General features: G+C 65.0%; 23 protein-coding genes. 9 read left to right on the forward strand and 14 right to left on the reverse strand.

Annotated elements, in window-relative coordinates; genetic code table 11:
- On the reverse strand, positions 1-330 hold a 330-nt coding region (locus ABWP84_RS13880), incomplete at its 3' end, for a TorF family putative porin (RefSeq protein WP_353212635.1).
- Between the two features lie 285 nt (positions 331-615).
- Between ABWP84_RS13880 and ABWP84_RS13885 the strand changes: the two genes are divergently transcribed.
- The 3 genes from ABWP84_RS13885 (at position 616) to ABWP84_RS13895 (ending at position 3499) form a co-directional block, all read left to right on the forward strand.
- Positions 616-1593 carry a tripartite tricarboxylate transporter substrate-binding protein gene (locus ABWP84_RS13885; RefSeq protein WP_353212636.1) on the forward strand — a complete coding sequence of 326 codons (978 nt, stop codon included), beginning with the start codon at positions 616-618 and terminating at the stop codon, positions 1591-1593.
- Between the two features lie 104 nt (positions 1594-1697).
- Positions 1698-2918, forward strand: coding sequence for a PQQ-dependent sugar dehydrogenase (locus ABWP84_RS13890; RefSeq protein ID WP_353212637.1), 1221 nt, complete (start codon positions 1698-1700; stop codon positions 2916-2918).
- On the forward strand, positions 2915-3499 hold the full coding sequence (locus ABWP84_RS13895) for a c-type cytochrome (protein WP_353212638.1): 585 nt from the start codon (positions 2915-2917) through the stop codon (positions 3497-3499). The genes ABWP84_RS13890 and ABWP84_RS13895 overlap by 4 nt, the downstream gene beginning before the upstream one ends.
- Before the next feature lie 41 nt (positions 3500-3540).
- Here the strand turns inward: ABWP84_RS13895 and pqqE are convergent, their stop codons facing one another.
- The 7 genes from pqqE to ABWP84_RS13930 all read right to left on the reverse strand — a co-directional run bounded on the left by pqqE (position 3541) and on the right by ABWP84_RS13930 (position 7601).
- Positions 3541-4608 carry a pyrroloquinoline quinone biosynthesis protein PqqE gene (gene pqqE, locus ABWP84_RS13900; RefSeq protein ID WP_353212639.1) on the reverse strand — a complete coding sequence of 356 codons (1068 nt, stop codon included), beginning with the start codon at positions 4606-4608 and terminating at the stop codon, positions 3541-3543.
- The gene (gene pqqD, locus ABWP84_RS13905) at positions 4605-4862 is read right to left on the reverse strand and encodes a pyrroloquinoline quinone biosynthesis peptide chaperone PqqD (RefSeq protein WP_353212640.1); all 258 of its coding nucleotides are present in this window, start codon (positions 4860-4862) and stop codon (positions 4605-4607) included. Before pqqD ends, pqqE begins: the two co-directional genes overlap by 4 nt.
- Complete coding sequence (pqqC, locus tag ABWP84_RS13910; protein WP_353212641.1) at positions 4859-5587, reverse strand: pyrroloquinoline-quinone synthase PqqC; 729 nt, start codon at positions 5585-5587, stop codon at positions 4859-4861. Before pqqC ends, pqqD begins: the two co-directional genes overlap by 4 nt.
- Positions 5584-6486: a pyrroloquinoline quinone biosynthesis protein PqqB gene (pqqB, locus tag ABWP84_RS13915; protein WP_353212642.1), complete on the reverse strand. Its 903-nt coding sequence runs from the start codon at positions 6484-6486 to the stop codon at positions 5584-5586. The genes pqqC and pqqB overlap by 4 nt, the downstream gene beginning before the upstream one ends.
- A 24-nt stretch (positions 6487-6510) precedes the next feature.
- The gene (pqqA, locus tag ABWP84_RS13920) at positions 6511-6591 is read right to left on the reverse strand and encodes a pyrroloquinoline quinone precursor peptide PqqA (protein WP_353212657.1); all 81 of its coding nucleotides are present in this window, start codon (positions 6589-6591) and stop codon (positions 6511-6513) included.
- 135 nt (positions 6592-6726) lie between these two features.
- Positions 6727-7251: a rhodanese family protein gene (locus ABWP84_RS13925; protein ID WP_353212643.1), complete on the reverse strand. Its 525-nt coding sequence runs from the start codon at positions 7249-7251 to the stop codon at positions 6727-6729.
- Positions 7248-7601, reverse strand: coding sequence for a metalloregulator ArsR/SmtB family transcription factor (locus ABWP84_RS13930; protein ID WP_353212644.1), 354 nt, complete (start codon positions 7599-7601; stop codon positions 7248-7250). The genes ABWP84_RS13925 and ABWP84_RS13930 overlap by 4 nt, the downstream gene beginning before the upstream one ends.
- Before the next feature lie 99 nt (positions 7602-7700).
- On the opposite strand from ABWP84_RS13930, the gene ABWP84_RS13935 reads away from it, so the two are divergent.
- Positions 7701-8600 (forward strand): MBL fold metallo-hydrolase, encoded by a 900-nt coding sequence (locus tag ABWP84_RS13935; protein ID WP_353212645.1) that lies wholly within the window; start codon positions 7701-7703, stop codon positions 8598-8600.
- Positions 8600-9040, forward strand: coding sequence for a thioredoxin TrxC (trxC, locus tag ABWP84_RS13940; RefSeq protein ID WP_353212646.1), 441 nt, complete (start codon positions 8600-8602; stop codon positions 9038-9040). Before ABWP84_RS13935 ends, trxC begins: the two co-directional genes overlap by 1 nt.
- 134 nt (positions 9041-9174) lie before the next feature.
- Here trxC and ABWP84_RS13945 read toward each other — a convergent pair whose 3' ends face one another.
- The 6 genes from ABWP84_RS13945 to ABWP84_RS13970 all read right to left on the reverse strand — a co-directional run bounded on the left by ABWP84_RS13945 (position 9175) and on the right by ABWP84_RS13970 (position 15298).
- The gene (locus ABWP84_RS13945) at positions 9175-10872 is read right to left on the reverse strand and encodes a GMC family oxidoreductase N-terminal domain-containing protein (protein ID WP_353212647.1); all 1698 of its coding nucleotides are present in this window, start codon (positions 10870-10872) and stop codon (positions 9175-9177) included.
- Positions 10873-10956: 84 nt separating this feature from the next.
- Entirely contained in the window at positions 10957-11673 is a 717-nt protein-coding gene (locus ABWP84_RS13950) for an ABC transporter ATP-binding protein (RefSeq protein ID WP_353212648.1), read from the reverse strand.
- Positions 11670-12425, reverse strand: a complete 756-nt coding sequence (locus ABWP84_RS13955) for an ATP-binding cassette domain-containing protein (protein ID WP_353212649.1) — start codon at positions 12423-12425, stop codon at positions 11670-11672. Before ABWP84_RS13955 ends, ABWP84_RS13950 begins: the two co-directional genes overlap by 4 nt.
- A complete protein-coding gene (locus tag ABWP84_RS13960; RefSeq protein WP_353212650.1) occupies positions 12422-13297 on the reverse strand; it encodes a branched-chain amino acid ABC transporter permease in 876 nt (291 codons plus the stop codon). The genes ABWP84_RS13955 and ABWP84_RS13960 overlap by 4 nt, the downstream gene beginning before the upstream one ends.
- Positions 13294-14163, reverse strand: coding sequence for a branched-chain amino acid ABC transporter permease (locus ABWP84_RS13965; protein WP_353212651.1), 870 nt, complete (start codon positions 14161-14163; stop codon positions 13294-13296). The genes ABWP84_RS13960 and ABWP84_RS13965 overlap by 4 nt, the downstream gene beginning before the upstream one ends.
- 4 nt (positions 14164-14167) lie before the next feature.
- Positions 14168-15298: an ABC transporter substrate-binding protein gene (locus ABWP84_RS13970; protein ID WP_353212652.1), complete on the reverse strand. Its 1131-nt coding sequence runs from the start codon at positions 15296-15298 to the stop codon at positions 14168-14170.
- A 507-nt stretch (positions 15299-15805) separates the two neighbouring features.
- Between ABWP84_RS13970 and ABWP84_RS13975 the strand changes: the two genes are divergently transcribed.
- From ABWP84_RS13975 to ABWP84_RS13990, 4 genes are all read left to right on the forward strand, one after another.
- Complete coding sequence (locus ABWP84_RS13975; protein ID WP_353212653.1) at positions 15806-17983, forward strand: glycosyltransferase; 2178 nt, start codon at positions 15806-15808, stop codon at positions 17981-17983.
- Positions 17980-18510, forward strand: coding sequence for a glycosyltransferase (locus ABWP84_RS13980; protein ID WP_353212654.1), 531 nt, complete (start codon positions 17980-17982; stop codon positions 18508-18510). Before ABWP84_RS13975 ends, ABWP84_RS13980 begins: the two co-directional genes overlap by 4 nt.
- The gene (locus tag ABWP84_RS13985; protein ID WP_353212655.1) at positions 18504-19346 is read left to right on the forward strand and encodes a glycosyltransferase; all 843 of its coding nucleotides are present in this window, start codon (positions 18504-18506) and stop codon (positions 19344-19346) included. Before ABWP84_RS13980 ends, ABWP84_RS13985 begins: the two co-directional genes overlap by 7 nt.
- 3 nt (positions 19347-19349) lie before the next feature.
- A partial coding sequence (locus ABWP84_RS13990; protein WP_353212656.1) for a hypothetical protein occupies positions 19350-20329 on the forward strand: 980 nt, incomplete at its 3' end.

A 20329-nucleotide genomic window follows, 5' to 3' on the forward strand; every position in this document is an offset into this window, starting at 1 on the left:
ATAGCTGACAGTGCCGATATCAACGTTGAAATCCCCCAGATCGAAGCGATAGCCGCCCCAGATCTCGGTGCCGCGCCGCGTATCGGCCGAGCTGTGGCTAATGCTGGCCATCGCTGCGCCGATATAGACGCCGCTTCGGTGCACGAGTTCGGTCTCGGCCTGCATGGCCAGGCGGCCGCGGGTCTGGCTGAAGCCGCGCGATGCCCAATCGGAGCCATAGGAGAGGGTGGTTGTCAGTGTCAGCCCGGTGCTGCCGATGGCGATCTGCGCCCCTGCCGGCCCAGCCAAGGCCATGGCAAGGAGAAGAGCAAAGATGTTTTGGCGGAGCACGACTGCAAATTCCTAGAGGATAAAGGACATCTTCCCTGCAATACCCTATCGTGAAAGCGTAGCAAGCTGGGCAATGCGCTGGGGTGAAGGGGCCAAGCTTGCCTGATCTTTCGTTGCTGCGGTGTCACCTGGCGCTGGTGACGCTCGCCGCTGCCTAGGTGTCACGAGATGTTGGATGTCACGAGACGCTGATGGGGCTGCGCCACTATTCCAGCAAGCGGCCTAGGCCCCTACTCTCGCGCCATCCGCCGCCGCAGCGGCGCTGCCAGGCAGGAGCCGCCACCCATGATCAATCGTCGCCGAACCCTGGGAGGCCTGCTGGCCGCCACCGCTGCCCTGCCATCGCCCAGGCTTGCGCGCGCGCAAGCCTTCCCCAACCGCCCGCTTCGCCTGATTGCGCCATACCCGCCCGGGGGCGGGATCGACAGCGTGGCCAGGCTGCTGGCCGCGCCGATGTCTGACATGCTGGGTCAGGGCGTTGTGGTGGAGAACCGCGCGGGTGCCGGTGGCTCGATCGGCGCTGCCGCCGCCGCCCAGGCCCCGGCCGATGGCCATACGATATTGCTCGATGCCCTGGGCCATGTGATCAATCCGCTGCTGATCCGGGACCTGTCATTCGATTATCTGCGCGCCTTCGCCCCGGTGAGCCTGGTGGTCACCCAACCCATCATCGTGGTCGGCAGCCCGGGCCTGGCCATCCGCTCCCTGCAAGAGCTTCTGGGCCGGCTGCGCCAGCCGGGTCAGGACCTGTCCTATGGCTCCTCGGGCAATGGCACCGGCCCGCATATCGCCGCCGAGAGCCTGTTGCGGCAGGGGGGTGGGCGCGCAACCCATGTGCCCTATCGGGGGGCGGTGCCGGCCTTGCAGGATGTCATGGCCGGCAATCTGGCCTTTGCGGTGGTCACGGCGGGGTCAACGGTGGCGCTGGCGCGGGAGGGCAGGGTGGTGCCTCTGGCCGTTTTGAGCCCCGAGCGCATGGCCTCGCTGCCCGATGTGCCCACGGCGACGGAGGGGGCCTTGCCCGGCTTCGTCTTTCAGGAATGGAACGGCTTATTCGCTCCTGCCGGTACCCCGGCAGGGGCGATCACCCTGCTGCACCAGGCCGCCCGGCATGCGGTGAGCCAGGCCTCCACCCGCGAGCGGCTCGCCGCAATGGGCGCCGTGCCCCTGGGCTCCACCCCGGCGGCTTTTGCTGATTTTCTGACGGCGCAGCGCGAGATCATTGCCCGCACCGTAGCGGCGGCGGGCATCACCGCAGGTTGAGCGGCGGGCAGATGGGGGCAATTGAAGTTGAGGCTTGCCACCCCGCTGTTTTCCGTCTTGCATCGCCCCTCGAAGCCTATCCTACACCACAGGGAGTGAACCCAATGACCATCAGACGCCTATTCCTCGGCGCGGCCGCGATGCTGATCGCAGGCCCCGCCCTTGCCCAGGCACCCGCGCCCGCCCCTGTGCCGGGCTGGGCGGTTGGCCGCCCCGAGGGCTCGACCCTCGCCCCCCACGCCCCGCGCCTGACGGTGACGCCGCTGGACCAGGTGCCGGTATCGGCGATTCGCCTGCCGCCGGGCTTCCAGGCCGAGGTCTATGCCCATGGCATTCCCGGCGTGCGCGCCATTGCCGAAGGGCCAAACGGCACCCTCTTCGCCGGCACCCGCGGTATTGGCCGCGTCTATGCCATCACCCGCAATGCGGATGGCACGACCCGCACCCGCATCTTCGCCCAGGGCCTCACCCAGCCCAGCGGCCTCGTGGTGATCGGCAATAGCCTCTATATTTTTGCCGTGAACCGCGTGCTGCGCTACGATAATGTTGAGGCCAATCTGGATAGCCCGCCGGCACCGGTGGATCTCACCGCCGCCTATGGCCTGCCCACCGAGCAGGAACACGGCGCCAACCATCACTGGAAATTCGTCACCCTCGGCCCGGACGGCCGCGTCTATACGAATGTCGGCGTGAACTGCAACGTGTGCAACTTCGACCGCGACAAATTCGCCCTCCTCGTCTCCTTCCGCCCCGATGGCAGTGACCGCCGCATCGAGGCGCGCGGCGTGCGCAACAGCGTGGGCATGGCGCATCACCCGGTGACCGGTGAACTTTGGGCCACCAATCACGGCCGCGACTGGGTGGGCGATAACAATCCGGAAGATTCGCTGCTGCGGGTGCGGCGCGCTGGCGAGGATTTCGGCTTCCCCTTCTGCCTCGGCAATTGGGCTGACCCCGAATACAATCGCGGCCGCGCCTGCAGCGAATTCTCGCAGCCCGCCGCCCTGCTTGGCCCGCACACCGCCGTGCTCGGCATGCGTTTCTACACCGGCACGATGTTCCCCGCGCAGTATCGCAACCAGATCTTCATCGCCCGCCGTGGTTCTTGGAACCGCAGCCGGCTGAGCGGTTATGATGTGGTGGTGGCCAAGCTTGATGCGCAGGGCAATGTGACCGGCGTCGAGGAGTTTCTGACCGGCCTGCGCGATGATGCCAACCAGCGCTTCCTCGACCGTCCGGTCGAAGTGCATGTGCTGCGCGATGGTTCGATGCTCGTCTCCGGCGAGCAGATGGGTGCGATTTACCGCATCACCTATCGCCAGTGATCCTGAGGCGTTTTCTGGCGGCGGCCTTTCTGGCCGCCGCGACCTGTGGTGCCGCTGTCGCGCAGGATGCGCGGCGCGGCGCCGAACTCGCCGCCCCCTGCATGCAATGCCATGGGGCCAATGGCCGCAGCCAGATGGAGACCATCCCCTCCCTGGCCGGCCAGCCGGCTGATTTCATCACCATCCAGATGATTTTGCTGCGTGAGGGCCTGCGCCAGGCGCCGGCCATGGCCCCTTTCGCCGCCAATCTGCCTGATCGGGATATCGAGGATCTGGCAGCCTTTTTCGCCGCTTTGCCGCCTGGGCCCCCGGATGAGCGCCGGCCGCGCGATCCCGCCCTGATCACTGCCGCCGAGGCGCTGGTTGGGCCGCGGCATTGCGCCACCTGCCATGTTGCCGATTATGGCGGCCGCAATCAGATCCCGCGCATCGCAGCCCAGCGTGAGGAGTATCTCGCCGCGGCGATGACGCAGTATCGCGATGGCACGCGCGCGGGGCCGGATACGCAGATGAATGGCGCCGTGGTGGGTTTGTCGGATGCCGATATCGCCGCATTGGCGCATTTTCTGGCCCAGAAATAGTACTGAACTGGCCCGGGTCAGCGCCGAGGCGCTGACCCGTATCAGCCAAATTCGCGGTAGCGAAACGCCAATGCCCCAGCTTCGCCCAGGGCTTCGGCCAGCAGATTGTGATGCGGTGACAGGGCGCAGGCCGGGTCCGTGGCCGCGGCATCGCCGGTCAAGGCGAAGGCCTGGCAGCGACAGCCGCCCCAGTCGCGCTCGGCATTCTCGCAGCCCTGGCAGGGTGCTGGCATCCAGGCCGTCCCGCGGAAGCGGTTGAACGCCTCGCTATTCTCCCAGGCATCGCGCAGCGAGGTATCGCGGATATTAGCGAATTCCATGCCCGCAATGGATTCGGCCGCATGGCAGGGCAGCACCCGCCCAGCGGGTGAGACGCTGAGAAAGCGGTTGCCCCAACCACCCATGCAGGGCTTTGGCCGCGTGGCGTGGTAGTCGGGCATGACATAGTCAATGACCAGGCGGCCACGATGGGCGATGCGTGCGCCATCTACCAGGCGGGTTGCCGCATCGAGCTGCTCGCGCGTGGGCAGCAGCGCGTCGCGGTTTTCCAGCGCCCAGCCGTAATATTGCACATGCGCGACCTCAAGCCGCGCCGCGCCCCAGGCGAGCGCCGTCTCGATCAGCAGCGGCAGGTTTTGCAGGTTCTGCCGATGGACGACGGCATTGAGCGTGAGTGGCAGGCCGGCTTGCCGCACGATTCGCGCCGCCGCCTCCTTACGGGCATGGGCGCCCTTCATGCCGCCAATGCGCTCGGCGCCGGCGGGGTCGGCGTCCTGTACCGAAAGCTGCACATGATCGAGGCCTGCTGCGACGAGGCTGGCCATCAGTGCCGCGTCGAGCAGCACGCCGGCAGTGATGAGATTGGTGTAGAGGCCCGCGGCATGGGCGGCGGCGGTGATCTCGACAATATCGCGCCGCGCGGTGGGCTCGCCGCCCGAGAGATGCACCTGCAGGCAGCCCAGCCGCGCGGCCTCGGTGAAGACCCGCGCCCATTCCGCCGTGGTCAATTCGGCCGAGGCGCGGGTGAGTTCCATCGGATTGGAGCAATAGGGGCAGCGCAGCGGGCAGCGATGGGTGAGCTCCGCCAGCAGCGCGAGGGGCGCGTTCATGCCCTGAGCGCGCCTTTTACCACGAGGTCATCCAGCATCGCCTGCACATCGGTGGCAATGACCGCGCGCGGGGCGGCGAATTTCGCCGCCAGGAGATCAATAATGGCCTCTGCGTCGCGCGCGCCATCGACCAAGCGGAGCACTTCCAGCGCCGTCTCATCGGGGACGAACATCCGCTCCGGCGCCATCACCACCCAGCGCTCCCGGGCGATGTCATGATGCAGCCGAACCCCGGGGGCAAAGCGTATTGTCACGCTGCGGGCACGAAGGCGCCGGGCGGCGGCAGGCAGGGCGAGACATAGGCCAAATGCAGCGCATCCAATTGCACCCAGAGCAGGTCACATTTGAAGCGCAGCGCGGCCAGAACCTGCTCCTGCTTCTCGGCCGTATCGGCGTATTGCTTCACATAATTCAGCGCGAAGGCGACATCCTGCGGTGCTTGGGTCAGACGCGGGGTGAAATAGGCCAAGGTCTGGGGCGTGATGAAATCATAATTGCGTAGCATGCCTGAGACGCGCTGGGAGATGATGTTGGGCGAGAACATTTCCGTCAGCGAAGAGGCAATGGCTTCCAGCAGCGATTTTTCCCGCACAAAGCGCACATAGGCATCCACCGCAAAGCGGGTGGCCGGCAGCAGGCCGCGCAGCGATACGACATAGTCGCGATCCAACCCCAGCGCATCGGTCAGCGCGAGCCAGCGCTCGACGCCGCCGGGATGGGTGCCATCGCCATCATGATCTTCCAGGCGCCGGCGCCATTCGCGGCGCAGATCGGGCGTTGGCAGCCGCGCCAGCAGCGAGGCATCCTTGGCCGGGATGGAGGCCTGATAGTAATAGCGGTTCAGCGCCCAGGCCTGGATCTGGCCTTTGGTGAGCTTGCCGCCATGCAGCAGGTCATGAAAGGGATGCAGGATATGATAGCGCTCCTGGCCGATCGCGTTCAGCGCGGCTTCGAGGGCTTCGGGTGACAGCAGGCTCACAGATGGATCTCCATCCCATCCTCGGCGACTTCCCAGCCGGCAGCGCTGAGTTGGGCGCGCTCCGGGCTATCGGCCAGCAGGGCGGGGTTCGTGTTGTTGATATGGATGAAGATGCGGCGGCCGAGCGGGATTTCGGCGAAAGCCTCGAGCGTGGAACCATCCCCGGTCATGGGCATATGCCCCATGCGCCGGCCGGTTTTTGGCCCGGCACCCATCCGGATCATCTCGTCATCGGTAAACAGCGTGCCATCGAACATCACGCAGGCCGCGCCGGCGAGGCGCTGACGCAAGGACGGGGTCATCATCGCGCAGCCGGGGATGTAATGCAGGGTCTTATCGCCCGCCGAGACGGCAATGCCGATGGTGCCGCCATCTTCGCTCACGCCTGGGTCACCGCCAGCCTCGGCAAAGAGCGGTACCTTGCCCGGCAAGGCATAGGCGGTGACGGTGATGCCCAGCACCTCGAAGGGCGCATCGGTCGCAATGGCCTGGCGGGTGACAAATTCGGGGTTCAGCGCGCGGAAAATCGGATTCTCATCCAGCACGGCCAGGGTTGGGTCGGCGCCGAATAGGGCAAAGGGCTGACGTTCACGCAAGTGAAGAAGGCCCATGATGGTGTCCACCTCAGCCCCTGTGAGCAAGACGGCTTCTATCGGTGAATTCCGCAATGTGCCGGGCCGAGGATGCAGGGCGGGGGTATTGGCGATCTGCTGGCGCAAATCAGGGCTGGCATTAACCAGCAGCCAGCGATGACCATCGGCCGAAACGGCTATGCTCGCCTGACTGCGCTGCGGCGCGGCAATATCAGCTGCGCGGGCGCGCAAGCAGCCGGGCCCGGCGGAATTCCACTGAGGGAACCCGCCACCGGCACCGGCGCCAAGCACTATGACCCGGAGCATGCAGTATCGCCCCGGGCAGCAGCCTCAGCCGACCTCGGCGCAGGCGTAGCAGTTGATTTCGAGCGCGAGAGAAACCTCAACGATCTTGGGTGCCTTCCAGGCCATGGTAGTTTCCTCATTCCAACACCGGCCCAGCGCCGGCGAGGAGGATCATGCCGTATCCGCTGGCCGTCTTCAAGCCATGTGATCAAGGCGTTCCATCGCCACCCCCCCCACTTCCAAGGGGAGAGATCACCCAAGCTAGGCCGAAGCCAATGCCCTGTTCCAGGGCATCAGCCGCAGCAGGCTGGCCAGGCCGCAGGTGCCGCTCACACCGGCAAAGACCAGGCCCGCGCCGACAAAGCCAGACAATGCATAAAGCCAGGGCGAGACCAGGCTGCCCAGCAAGACGCCCAGCACCACCAGGCTGCCGGCCACGCTCTGCACCTGGCGCATCAATTCCAAGGGCTGGCGGCGATCAGTGGCCACGGCAAGCCCGGCCCGCTTCCAGGCATCCAACCCGCCTTCGATGATATAGGCCTCGCAGAGGCCGGCCTTGGCGCTGAGACGATCAGCATGGCCCGCAGTGCGCGCGCCGCTGCGGCAGTGGAACAGCACCGGATGGCCGGCATGCACCGCCAATTCGGCATCTTCCAAGCGCGACAATGGCAGGCTCCGCGCGCCGGGAATGCGTTGGCGGGCATGCTCATCGGCTTCACGCACATCCACCAATGTGGCGCCATCTCGCAGCAGTGCCGCCGCATCCTGTGGGGTGATGGTCTTCATGGCTGTGCTCCTTGGTGATGTTGGGGGGAGGCATCCGGCGGGCAGTAGAGGTCACGCAAAGCTTCGAGCAGCCGCGCCGCCCTGGGGTCGGCCAGGCGATAGAACACTGTCTGCGAGGCCCTGCGGGTGGCAACCAGGCCTTCCGCGCGCAGCATTGCCAAATGCTGCGAGAGCGCGGGCTGGGAGAGGCTGATGGAAGCGGCCAGGGCGTTCACGCTCATCTCACCAGCGCCCACAAGGTGGCAGAGCAGCAATAGCCGCCGCTCATTGGCGAGCAGGCGGAGCAACCGCGCGGCCTCTGCGGCTTTCTCCAGCAGTGCTGTCCTGTGTTCCGCTGGGTTTGTGGCCATGATCCAAGCCATCCATTCATAATCTTGTACTTAATTAGGAAATTCTTATATAATATGCAAGGCCCGATCAGATCTGAACCTGGAGCAGGAAACGGCAGCATGGAAAAACCGCTCATTCGCGCCTTCTTCGATGAGGCGACCAACACGGTCAGCTATCTGGTATGGGACCCGCAGACGCTCGAGGGGGCGGTCATCGATCCCGTGCTGGATTGGGATAACCGCTCGGGCGAGGCTGGCACGGCCTCCGCCGATGTGCTGCTCGCCGCCGCTTCCGAGGCCTCGGTCACGATCCGTTGGGTGCTGGAGACGCATGCCCATGCCGACCACCTGACGGCCGCGCCCTATATCAAGCATCGCACGGGTGCGCCGATTGGCATTGGCGAGCATATCCGCGATGTGCAGATGATCTTCCGGCCGGTTTTCGATATCCAGGACCTGAAACCCGAGGGGGGCGATTTTGATCGTTTGTTCAAGGATGCCGAGCGCTTCGCGCTGGGTGCCCTGACGGTGGAGGTGCTGCACGTGCCAGGCCATACCCCCGCCGATATCGCCTATCGGATTGGCGATGACGTTTTTGTCGGCGATACCCTGTTCATGCATGATTATGGCACGGCCAGGGCGGATTTCCCCGGCGGTGATGCCCATCAGCTCTGGCATTCCATCCAGCGCCTGCTCGCTTTGCCGCCCCATACCCGGCTGTGGATTTGCCATGACTATAAGGCCCCAGGGCGTGACCACTTCGCCTGGCAAAGCAGCGTGGCCGAGCAACGCGCGACCAATCCGCATGTGAAGGATGGCACCACGGAGGCAGAATTCGTGGCCTTTCGCCTGGCGCGTGACAGCAGGCTGGCGGCACCGACGCTGCTCTTGCCCTCGATCCAGGTGAATATCCGCGCCGGCCGCTTCCCTCCGGCTGAGGCCAATGGCGTGCGCTACCTCAAAATCCCGGTCACGCCCAAGCCTGGGCAGGCGGCGCTCTTCGCCCAGGAGGCGCTGTGATGGGCGATAGCCTGCTTATCATCTGCCCAGCCTGCGATGGCATCAACCGCGTGCCCCATGCGCGTCTCGCCGAGGCGCCGCGCTGTGGGTCGTGCAAGGCGGCCCTGTTCCAGGGCAAGCCGCTGGCCGTTTCCGAGGCGGGTTTCCGCCGGCATCTGCGATGGAGTGGCCTGCCGATCCTGGTGGATTTCTGGGCCTCCTGGTGCGGCCCCTGCCGCGCCATGGCGCCGGCCTTCGAAGCTGCCGCCGGACAATTGGAGCCGCGCATGCGGCTGCTCAAGGTCTCGACCGAGGTGGCACCCGCACTCGCCGCTGAACTCGCCATCAGCAGCATCCCCAGCTTGGCTCTGTTTGCTGGGGGGCGGGAAGTCGCGCGCCAGGCCGGCGCGCTGCCACTGGGGCGTATCATTGCCTGGGCCGAGGCGGCCATGCCGGATTGACCTGGGAGCATCATCCGCTCAAACGGAATTGTCTGAGCGGATAAAGATTATTTTGAAACAAAGACTTATGGCTATTTTCGTTCGCCGCGGCCCACTGCACAGGCTCCTAGCCTTCCCTCTTAATCCACGCGCTCTCAGGCCGTCATGCTCGCGGCAATCTTCTCCGCCGTCATCAGCGTCGGGAAATTGGTGTTCGCACAGGGCACCACCGGGAAGATGGAGGCATCCACCACCCGCAGCCCCTCAACCCCGCGCACCCGGCCCTCATTGTCCACCACCGCGCGCGGGTCACCATCATGGCCCATCCGGCAGGAGCAGGAGGCATGCCAGATGCCGATGGCGGCCTTGCGGATGAAGCCTTCCAGCGCCGCGTCATCGGTCATCACCTCGTCGAAGCGGTAGCCCTCCACCACGAAGCGGTCGATGAAGGCCGAGCGCAGGAAGCCTGGCCCATCCATGAACTTGCTGATCACAGCGGTCAGGAAGCGGTTCTTGGCGTTGATCACGCCCAGTTTGCGGACACGGTCGGTGTAGCTGGCCGGGAAGTGATCGGCGGTGACCTGGCCCAATTCGCCGCTCATCTGCATTGCCGCCATCATCCTAAAGCCGGTCATCAGCCGCTCCAGGTCACGCTGGTCGGAGAGCAGATTGAACTCCACCACGGGTTCGGCATTCCAGTCGCGCGAGGCCAGGCGCACCTGGCCGGTCTCGGAATAAGTCTTGTTCACCCAGAGCAGCAGCGAGGCCACCTGTTCGCCCACCGAATGCCAGGCGGATTTGCTGACGGCGGCGGCGAACATGTCGCCCTGGGGGATGCCCGGCAGCCCCGAGGAATAGCGCAGCCCGAGCAGGATATGCCGCCGCGTCCGCTCATCCACCCGCGCCGATTTGCGCAGATAGGAGGAGAGCGAGACCGAGGGGTGGTCCATCAGCCCCTGGCCGACGCCGGGCAGGTTGTGCAGCACCTCCACCCCCATCTCGCGCAGATGCGCGGCCGGGCCGATGCCCGCGCGCAGCAAATGCGCCGGCGAATGGATGGCGCCGCAGGAGAGGATGATCTCGCGGCCGCGGAATTCCTGCTCCTGCCCCTGCACCATGGCCAGGACGCCAACGCAGCGATTGCCCTCGAAGATCAGCGATTTCACCTGCGTCTCGGTGGAGATGGTCAGGTTTTCCCGGGCGCGGGTTTCACGGTCGAGATAGCCCATCGCCGCGGAGGCGCGCGTCTCATTCTCATTGGAGATGGTGATGGGAAAATAGCCATCCTCGAAGACGCCATTCTGGTCCGGCAGGTATTTGTAGCCCGCCGCCTTGAAGGCCTCGCCGGCGGCCTGGGCGTGCCGGTTCCAGTTCTCGGGCATGATTCGGCGGACCGGGATACGGCCCTCCTTGCCATGCAGCGGGCCATCGAAATCGAGGTCGCGCTCCACCTTCTTGAAGAAGGGCAGCACGGCATCCCAGTTCCAACCTTCAGCGCCGCGCTCTTCCCACTCATTATAATCGGTGGGGGCGCCGCGATTGGCCATCTGGCCATTGATCGAGGAGCCACCGCCCAGCACCCGCGCCTGCTCATATTTGCGCAGCGGCGGGCGGTCTTCCGGGCGGTTATGCGGCACGATCTGGGTATGGACCTTGAGTTCGGTCCAATGAAAGCGCGGGTCGAAATAGGCGGTGCCCGAATAGCTGTCCTTGATCTCGGCCGGTTCCTCGCCGGGCGGCGTGTCGGGGCCGGCCTCGCAGACCAGCACCCGGCGGGAGCTCTTGGCCGAGAGGCGATGGGCGAGGACGGAGCCGGCGGAACCACCGCCGACGATGATCGTGTCCCAGATCATGCGCGCCCCCTGCAGCCTGTGGCCATCATGTCCATCAAGGCGGGCCGGGCTTGGCAGGCGAGGCTTGGCATTTTTGGTGTTTCCTCAGAAAAGTTCCATCAATCTGGCATGATCGGCGAAGGCCTGTGGAGGGCCCTCCTCGATGATCGCGCCGGACTTCATGACGAGCACGCGGTCGGAGATGGCAAAGGCCTCGCGCACATTCTGCTCGACCAGCAGGATAGCAAGGCCACGGCTCTCGCGCAGGGCCGCGATGGGCGCCAGCAGATCCTGGAACAGCTTCGGTGCCAGCCCGATCGAGGGCTCGTCGAGCAGCAGGGCGCGCGGGCGGGTCAGCAGGGCGCGGGCGATGGACACCATCTGCTGCTGCCCGCCCGAGAGTGTACCGGCACGCCGGGTGCGAAACGCGCGGATGCGCGGCAACAATTCCAGCACCTCATCAATCCGCTCGTCGCGCTCGGGCTTGGCCACAGCAGCGGCCCAGAGTGCGAGGCCGAAAATCTCATCCACCGTGAGGTCAGGGAAAACACCACGGCCCTCGGGCACCAAAGCCAGGCCCGCGGCACCCAGCGCGGCCGGGGTGTGATCGGCGAGGCTCTGGCCAAATACCCGCATCTGGCCCGATTCCGGCCGATGCAGACCAAAGAGCACCCGCAGCAGGGTGGATTTCCCTGCGCCATTATGCCCGACAAGGGTTACGATCTCACCCGCGCCGAGGGTCAGGGAGACATCCTGCAGGACGGCCCGCCCGCCATAGCCGGCGGTGAGGTTTTGCGCTTCGAGCGCGAAGGGGGCGCTCATGCCGCCTCTCCCCGGTCGCCAAAATAGATCGCCGCCAGTTTCGGGTCTTTTAGGATGGTCTCGGGTTCGCCCTCCGCCAGCACCTGGCCCTGGTCGAGAAAGGCTATACGGTCGGCCAGTTCGGTCACCACATCGAGATTGTGCTCGATCAGGCAGATCGCCACACCCTGCCGCCGAGCCTCCTTCAGCAGCGCGCCGAAGCGCAGGCGGGAGGCGAGATCGAGGCCCGAGGCAGGTTCGTCCAGCAGCCAGATTTCGGCCCTGGCGGCCAGGATGCGCGCCATGGAGAGGAATTTGCGCTCGGCATAGGCAAGGTCAATGGCGCGGGCCTCGGCCAATTCGAGCAGGCCGGTGCGGGCGAGGGCCTCTTCCGTCGCCGCCTCCCGCGCGCGGCGGGCCGCAGCGCCGCCGGGCTGCCAGAACCAGGCGGAGGTCTCGGTCGCGGTGCGGATATTGTCGCGCACCGACATATGGGTGAAGAGCCGCAGATCCTGGAAACTGCGCGCAACACCCATCCGCGCCACCTTGTGCGGTGCCAGCCCCATGATGGAACGCCCGCGCAGCATGGCACTGCCGGCATCGGCGCGCAGATTGCCGGTGATCAGGTTAAAGACGGTGGTCTTGCCCGCACCATTGGGGCCAACCAGCGCCGTCACCTGTCCGGCGGGTAGGGCAAGCGAGACCCCGGCCACCGCCTTCACACCGCCAAAGGATCGCGAGAGGCCCTCACAGACCAAAATGGGCGCGCTCATGCTGTGCTCTTTCCGCGGCTGAGGTCACCCACCAGCCCCGCCGGGCGGAAGATCATGAGCAGGGTCATCGCCAGGCCATAGACCATTTGCTGCACGGCGCCGACCTCGGTGGCCGGGATGAAGGGCAGGAAGGCAAGGCCAGCCGGCAGCGAGAGCAGGATCACCGCACCCACCAGCGGGCCCAGCAGCGTGCCGGTGCCGCCAATGATCACCATGGCCATGATCAGCACCGATTGGTCGAGGTTGAAGGATTCGACATTCACGAATTGCATATGCAGCGCAAAGAGCGCGCCCGCCACGCCCGCGCCGGCACAGGCGAAGGCCACGGCCAGCGCCTTGGCGGCTGCCACATTCTTGCCCAGGGCCTCGGCAGCGCTTTCGGCATCACGAATACTGCGCAGGGTGCGGCCGAAGGCACCGCGCATGAGGGCGGCGGTGGCCAGCAGGATCAGCCCCAGCGCGGCCAGGGCCAGGGGCAGGGTGCCGACTTCAACGCCGAAGATATGCGGCCGTGGAATGCCGGTCAGCCCGCCAATGCCGCCGGTGACGGTTTTCCACTCACTGAACAGCGTGGTGGCCATCATTTGCAGGCCGAGCGAGGCGGCGACGAAATACTCGCCGCGCACCCGCAGCGCCGGCAGGGCCAGGCAGAGCGAGAGCACGCCCGAGACCAGCCCCGCCACCAGCATGGCAACCAGCGCATCGGGCACCAGGACAAGGGCGATCTGCGCTCCCGCATAGGCACCAAGGCCAAAGAAGACGGCATGCGCCACCGAGAAGATGCCGGCATAGCCCACCGCCACATTGAGCGTGGCCGCCAGGATGCCGAATATGGCGGCCAGCGCCGCGAGATTGGTGAGATAGGCGATCATCGTGCTTGGGCGATCCCGAATATCCCGCTCGGGCGGAAGATGATGAAGGCGAAGAGCACCAGGAAGGAGACCGCCTCCGCCCATTGCGTGTCCACGAAGTTGAGCGCCACGCTTTCGGCCACGCCCAGCATCAGCCCCGCCAGCGCTGCCCCGCGCAGCGAGCCCACACCGCCCACAATGGTCGCGGCCATGGAGATCAGCATCACCTGGTGGCCGATTGCTTCGTTCATGCCCGAGGTCATTGCCGTCACCATCGCGGCCGGCGCGGCCAGGGCCGAGCCGAGCGCGAAGGCCAGCAATGAAAGCCGGGTGGAGGAGAGGCCATAGGCGCGCAGCAGATCCGGGTTCTGATGCAGCGCCCGCAGCGCCACACCGGCATTGTGCCGGGTCAGAAACAGCGTGAGCGCGGCGAAGAGCAGGCAGGCGACGCTGATCGCCACCCAGAAGACCTGGGCGAGGAAGACATCGGGCAGCACTTCCACCGCGCGCGAGAGGGAGGTGTCCACGCTGGCGAAACCGCGCCCGGCGAAAATGCCGATGAGGTTCTGCACCACGATGCCCACGCCGAAGGCGGCGACAAAGACGGTGAAAAACGAGCCCTCATGCCGCTGAATAGGCCGATAGACGAACCAAAAGACGCCAATGCCGAATAATGTTGCCGCCAGCGTGGCGGCGAGGCCGCCCAGCCACCATGGCCAGCCCGCCTGCATGGCGAAGATGAAGACATAGCCCGCCAGCGCGAAGGACGAGCCATGCGCGAAGTGGAAGACGCGCGTGGCACCGAAGATCAGCGCGAAGCCGGCTGCGGTGAGCGCATAGATCGCGCCCACCTGCAGCCCCTGCAGCAGGAGCTGGATAAACAGCATGGGATCAGCCGATCTTGACCGACCGCCCGCCGCGGATTTCGTTGATCTGCAACTCGGCACTCATATTGCCCTGGTCATCAAAGCGGCCCTTGCCGCCGACCAGGTCAAAGTCGCGTTGGGCCAGCAGGACCCGGCGCATATTGTCGCCATTCACCTCGGCGCCCTCGCGCTCGAGCGACTGCGCGAGCAGGGCGAAGAGCCGCGCGGCATTGTAGTAATTCACCTGATAAGTGCCGGCATCGCTGTTGAAGCGAGCGCGGAAATCGGTGGCGAAGCGGCGGGTCACCGCGTCACCACCCTCGAAATCCGTCGATTGGGTGGTGAAGATCAGCCCTTCGGCCTCAGCGGTGGCGCGCACGCTGTCGATATTCATCGCCGAGTAGGAGACCAGCGGCTGGGAGACGCCATTGTCGCGCAACTGCTTGATGATCTGGCTCTGCTGCGCGCCGAAGGAGGCGATATAGACCGCATCGGGCCGGGTTTGCCGGATGCGCGCGGCGACGGGGGCGAATTGCTGCGCCGTGCGCGGAATGCTGAATTGGCCCACAAGTTCGCCGCCCGCCGCCGGCAATGCCGTACGCAGGATACCCAAAATGGCATCGCCCAGCGGATCATCCACATAGACCAGCGCGATGCGCTTGAGGTTGCGCCGCCGGATCAGGAAGGGCAGCAGCGCCTGGGTCTCCAGATGCGCCAGCGGGATCACGTTCCAGAAATAGGGCGAAAGCCCCGCGAGATCGGGCCCGACGGCGCCACCATTGACCATGATGGTCTTCGCCCGGTCACCCACCGGCGCCACGGCCTTGGAGACGGCGGTGAAGCCGACGAAGACGAAGCTTGCCTTATCGACATTGACCAGCTTGGTCATGCCAATCACACCCTGCTGCGGCAGGGCCTGGGTATCCTCGGCCTGCAGGCGCAGCGGCCGGCGCAGCATATTATCGGCGGCGATATGCTGCATGGCGAGTTGAATGCCGGCAGTGAAGGCGGTGCCGTATTCGGCATTGGGCCCGCTCATCGGAAACAGCGTGCCGAGCACATAGGGATCGGCCGATTGTGCCGAGGCCTGGTGTGCCAAGGGTGCTGCGGCCAAGCCGCTGATGAGGGCCCGTCGGCCGGTGTTGAAGCCTGTCATGGCGGTTCCCGAACGTTATTTTTCTAACAGATTGTCTGTCTATGCGCGTTGCGGTGTCAACTGCAGGTCGGCGCGAGGCTGGGGGGCTGCGGCGGATGGCGGCTTGCTATCCAAACTGCGCAGGCGTGTATGCGCTGGCGTGGGCTGTGCCGGCGGTGGAAGAATTTTGATTTTCTGTAATTTTAAAAATTCCAAAGCATTATATGCTATTGACGTTTTATCGAATAAAAATATTATATGGAAATGCATAGTTCTCGATTGCGCGATGCGCAAAGGCCACTCGCGGAAGGTGCGATCGACAGCCTTGAAGTCGGTGATGGCTTTGCGGTTGTGGCCGGTTGGGCGTCGCAGTTGGAGGGGGCGGAGCTGCGCCTCATATGGGCCATCAACTCGCCCGATGGGCAGCCAGCATCTCAGCCTATCTCTTTGTGTGCGCTTGATTTTCAATGGTGCGGTTGGTCTGACCGCCCTGATGGCTTCATCGGGATCATCCGGATCGGCACGGTGTTGCCTGAGGGTGAGTTCGTCCTGAGTGTGGGCGGCCAAGAGATTATCCGCCGCAGTTTCGCTCTCGATGAGCGACAGGTCTTTGTGCCGCGGGGGCGGGTGGAACGGGCCTCGCCGGTTGATCTGCGTGGCTGGGTCTTCCACCCGGCACTTTGGCTGGATGGGCTTGACCCGCCGGCTGTCGAATTGCGGGTGGATGATAAAACCCTGCTGCCGCTGCCGCTGAATGAAAGGCGCAATGATGTCGGGTTTTCTGAGCTTCCCGATGTTGGCATTGCCGGGTTTCGCCTATTGCCCACCGATATCAAACGCATCCTCTCGCGGTCGGGGCAACGCCCGGCGCTGATCGAGAATGCCTCTCGCATGGAATTGCTCGTGGGTGGGGCCGCTGTGGTCGGACCTTCGCCTCGCCCCGACAATGCGGCGGCAGAGGGCCGTGATCCCGCTGGGTATGTGGATTTCTACGGCCATGTACCCGATTTCGGCGGCTACCTGCTCGCCGGATGGATGAGTGGCAAAGAGCCCGACAACGCGCAATCCGCGCCGTGCAGTCTGCGCTTCGCATCCGGTGAGTGCCGCGGTGAGGCGCTGATCGCCTGGCATTCACGCAGCGATGTCGAGGGCTTTGGCTGGGGGTTCGTCTGCTTTCTGCATGGCGAAAGGATAGAGGCCCCCTTTAGCGGCATGGAGATCGACCTTTCCGGCCGGCGGCTGCTCCATCCATCGAACGCCGTGCGCGAGATCGAGGAAGTGGCCTTGGTGAGCGCCTGCATGGATCTGTTGAGGGCCAGGCCAGATGGCCTGTTGCAGAGCCTGCTGCGCCAGCCGCTCTTCAACGGCCGGGACACATTGGCCGAATTGTCAGCCCATCTGCAGATCGAGATTGACGAGTTCATTGTGGTCCCCGGCGATGGCGCGCTTTTGAAGGGCTGGATCATCGATCCGGCCGGCGCGGTGCGCTCGATCCGGCTCCGGGCAGGCGGGTTTCAGTCGCAGAATCTGAGCGCGGCCTGGGTCACGCAGAAACGGCCGGATCTGATGGCGGCGTTCCGCAGCCTGGGGCTGGCCGATCATGCCAGACCTGGCTTCACCGCCTTTGTGCCGCTCAACGCGCAAGGGCTGAGCGCAGCACATCTGGAGGTGTCGCTGCATTCCGGCCAGGTCGGGTTCAAACCCCTGCCTCCGTCGCGAGGCAGCTCGCTGCAGGCCATCCGCGCCATGCTGAGTGGGGTGGAGATTGCGGCCGATGACATGGCCCGCAGCTTCTCCACCGTCTTAGCCCCGGCGACGCGGGCGCTCAATCGCGCCCGGCTGTCGCAGTGCTCGCCGCCTATATTGGTCAATGTTGGGCCGCCGGTGGAGGCGCCCGATGTGTCAGTGATCATCCCGCTTTGCGGCCGGATCGACTGGATGCTCCATCAATGCGCCCATTTCTCCAGCCACGGGATGCGAGGGGTTGAATTGATCTATGTGCTGGATGACCCGCCGCGCAAGGATGATCTGATCAACCTCGCCCAGCGTTGCTTCCGTTGGTTTGGCATCCCCATGCGCCTCGTGCTGCTGGCGCAGAATATCGGTTATGGGCCGGCCAATAATGCGGCCCTGCGGGTGGCTCAAGGGCGTTATGTCTGCTTCCTGAATTCGGATGTCTTGCCGCGCGATGGGGCTTGGCTGCGGCAAATGCTGGGCGCGCTTGAAGTCGATGACGCTCTGGGCGCGATTGGCGCTAGGCTGCTCTTTGAGGATGGCACCCTCCAGCATGATGGGATGAGCCTGCGCAGGCTGCCGCAATTTGGAAATATCCCCTTCCCGATGCATCCGGGGAAAGGCCAGCGCCCGCCACCCGGGCGAGGCTTGCGCCAGGTCCAAGCCATCACCGGCGCATGCATGGTGCTACCGCGCGCGCTGGCGCAGGAATTGGGCGGCTTCGATGAGGATTACGCCGTCGGCGATTTTGAGGATGTGGATCTGTGCCTGCGCATTCAGGCAAAGGGGCTGAACTGCGCCGTGGATGACGCGGTGGTGATGTGGCATCCCGAACGGCAGAGCCAGCAGGCGCCAGGCGTGAGCTGGCGGCAGAACCTGACCACGGTGAATGCCTGGATTTTTTCCGAGCGCTGGGGGCACGCGGTTGCAGGCGCAGCCTGCCCGCCCGGGGGAGTGCTCAACCTGTCATGAAGCGCCGCCCTATTGCCACAGCCCGGGCCAGGGCCCCGGCCGAAACGCCGGCACCGCTCGCCGCGAAAGCCCCACGCGCCACCGAGCAGCCACAGCCGCCCATGCGCGTCCTTGTGATGTCGCATATGGACCCGCGGCTCTCCCGCGGTGGTGCGGAGATCGCGGCCTTTCAGATGTATCAGGAACTGAGCAGCCGGGAGAATGTGACGGCGTGCTTCCTATCGGCCTCGGGCGGCAAACTGCCCGAGCGGTTGGGCGTTCGGCTGGTGCAGCCTTTTGGCCTGAATGAGTATGTCTATGTCACCCAAGGCTTTGATCATTTTCTCCACGCCAATCCCGACCCTGAATTCCCCGTCGAATTCACCGCCCTGCTGCATGAATTCAGGCCGGATATCGTGCATCTCCATCACTATACCAATTTCGGCGTCGAGACGCTGCATTTGATCCGCCGCGCCTGCCAGCCGCGCGCATTATCGTCACGCTGCATGAGTATTTGGCCATCTGCAATCATTTCGGCCAGATGGTGAAACGTCCAAGCTTCGCGCTGTGCAGCGAGGCCTCGCCCAGGGATTGCCATCGCTGCTTCCCCGAGGTGGCGGAGCAGGAGTTCTTCCTGCGGCAATTGTATCTCAGCCGCTTTCTGAACGAGGCCGACGCCTTCATCGCGCCCAGCCGCTTTCTGGCGCAGCGCTATATCGCATGGGGCCTGCCCGAAAGCCGCTTTCATGTCATCGGAAACGGCATGGTGGAGGAGGCCTCGACCATCGCCCCCATTGCGCATGCGCGGCAGGGCCAGGCGCCGGTCTTTGGCTTTTTCGGGCAGATCTCCCGGCTGAAAGGCGCTCATGTGCTGATCAAGGCCGCGCAACTGCTGAGCGAGGAGGCGGCGCTGCCCCTCCGCATCGAAATGTATGGCGACCAAAGCAGCCAGCCCGAGGCGTTTCGCCAGGAATTCGACGAATTGCTGGCCGAGGCACCGGCCAATTTCATCTTCCGCGGGCCTTACGAAAATTGGCGCGTGCGCTCGCTCATGCGCAGTGTGGATGCCGTGATTGTGCCCTCGATCTGGTGGGAGAATTCACCGCTGGTGATTCAGGAGGCGTTGTCGAGCCTGCGGCCCATCATCTGTTCCGATATCGGCGGAATGGCCGAGAAGGTCCGGGATGGTATCGACGGCTTCCATTTCCGCGCCGGCGATCCACGCTCGTTGGCGGAACTCCTCGCCACCCTCGGCCGCGCGCCGGAGCGATTGCAGGCCATGCAATCCACCATGGGGCGGCCACCCAGTATCGCTGAAACGACGACCCAGATCATGGGCGTCTACCAGGCGGCATCCAGTCAAACTTCAAGCCAAGGATTATAGGGCGTGAGTATTATTGGTTCGGTTGACGAAGTGACACAGGCTGGGGCTACCGGTTGGATTTACAACACCCTGGGCCAAAAGCCTGTGGTGGTGCAGGCCACGCTGAATGGCGAGGTTATTGGCGAGAGCACCGCGGATGGGCCCCGTGAGGATTTGGCCGAGGCCGGGGTTGGCGATGGCAGGTGCGGCTTTGCAATGAGCTTTGGCTTCGAGGTGCCCAGGCCGCTCATGTCGCTGATCAACTTCCGCCCCTTTGGCGGTTCGGTTGAACTGCCGCGCACCAATCTTCTTGGGCATATCGATGCCTTCCGGGCCATTCGCGCCGCCTATCCAGGGGCGGGTTGGAGCCGCTCCATCCTGGGTGGGCTGTGGACGGATAAGCTCGATGCCCCCCGCCGCCTGCAAGGGCGGGTTGCCACCAAGATGCTCGCCCCGGAATTGGACGCGCCGCTGGCACGCTTCATCGAGGGTGGATACCTCATGATGGAAGCTGCGATACCGGAGATGCCCGCCGCGGCCAGCCGACAAGTCGCGCAACTCCCCCGGGGGCCGTTTCGCCGAACGGGAGCCGAGCTGGTGGCCTCGCTGCTGCCCGACTTTGTCTTCGCGCCCGCCTATCTGCCGCTGCTCGAAGCGATTTTTGAGGATTTGCCAATGGCGGCGGCGGTGGAGGTGACCAAGGGCAATGGCACCTTCCAGCAGGCCGGGGCGATGGCCAAGCTGCCCAACCCGGCCGAGGCGCTGGCCTTCGTTCTGGCGCTCGACAAATCCGAGGCATGGCTCGACATCGTGAGCGGCAGCCACGCTTTGCCGGAATTTTTGGCCGATGGCACCTCTCGCTTCGCGGCGCCGGCTGCGGCCTCGATCAACCGGGCGCGGGCGCTGGCCTCCTCACTCGACACCTTCCGCCTGCGCCCTGGCATGGCCTGCGTGATTGCGCCTGGCACGCTGTTCCGGCTGCGCTGCCGGGAGGCGGATGCGGC

The sequence above is a fragment of the Rhodovarius sp. genome (assembly GCF_040399605.1).
GTDB classification, from domain to species: Bacteria; Pseudomonadota; Alphaproteobacteria; order Acetobacterales; family Acetobacteraceae; genus Rhodovarius; species Rhodovarius crocodyli_A.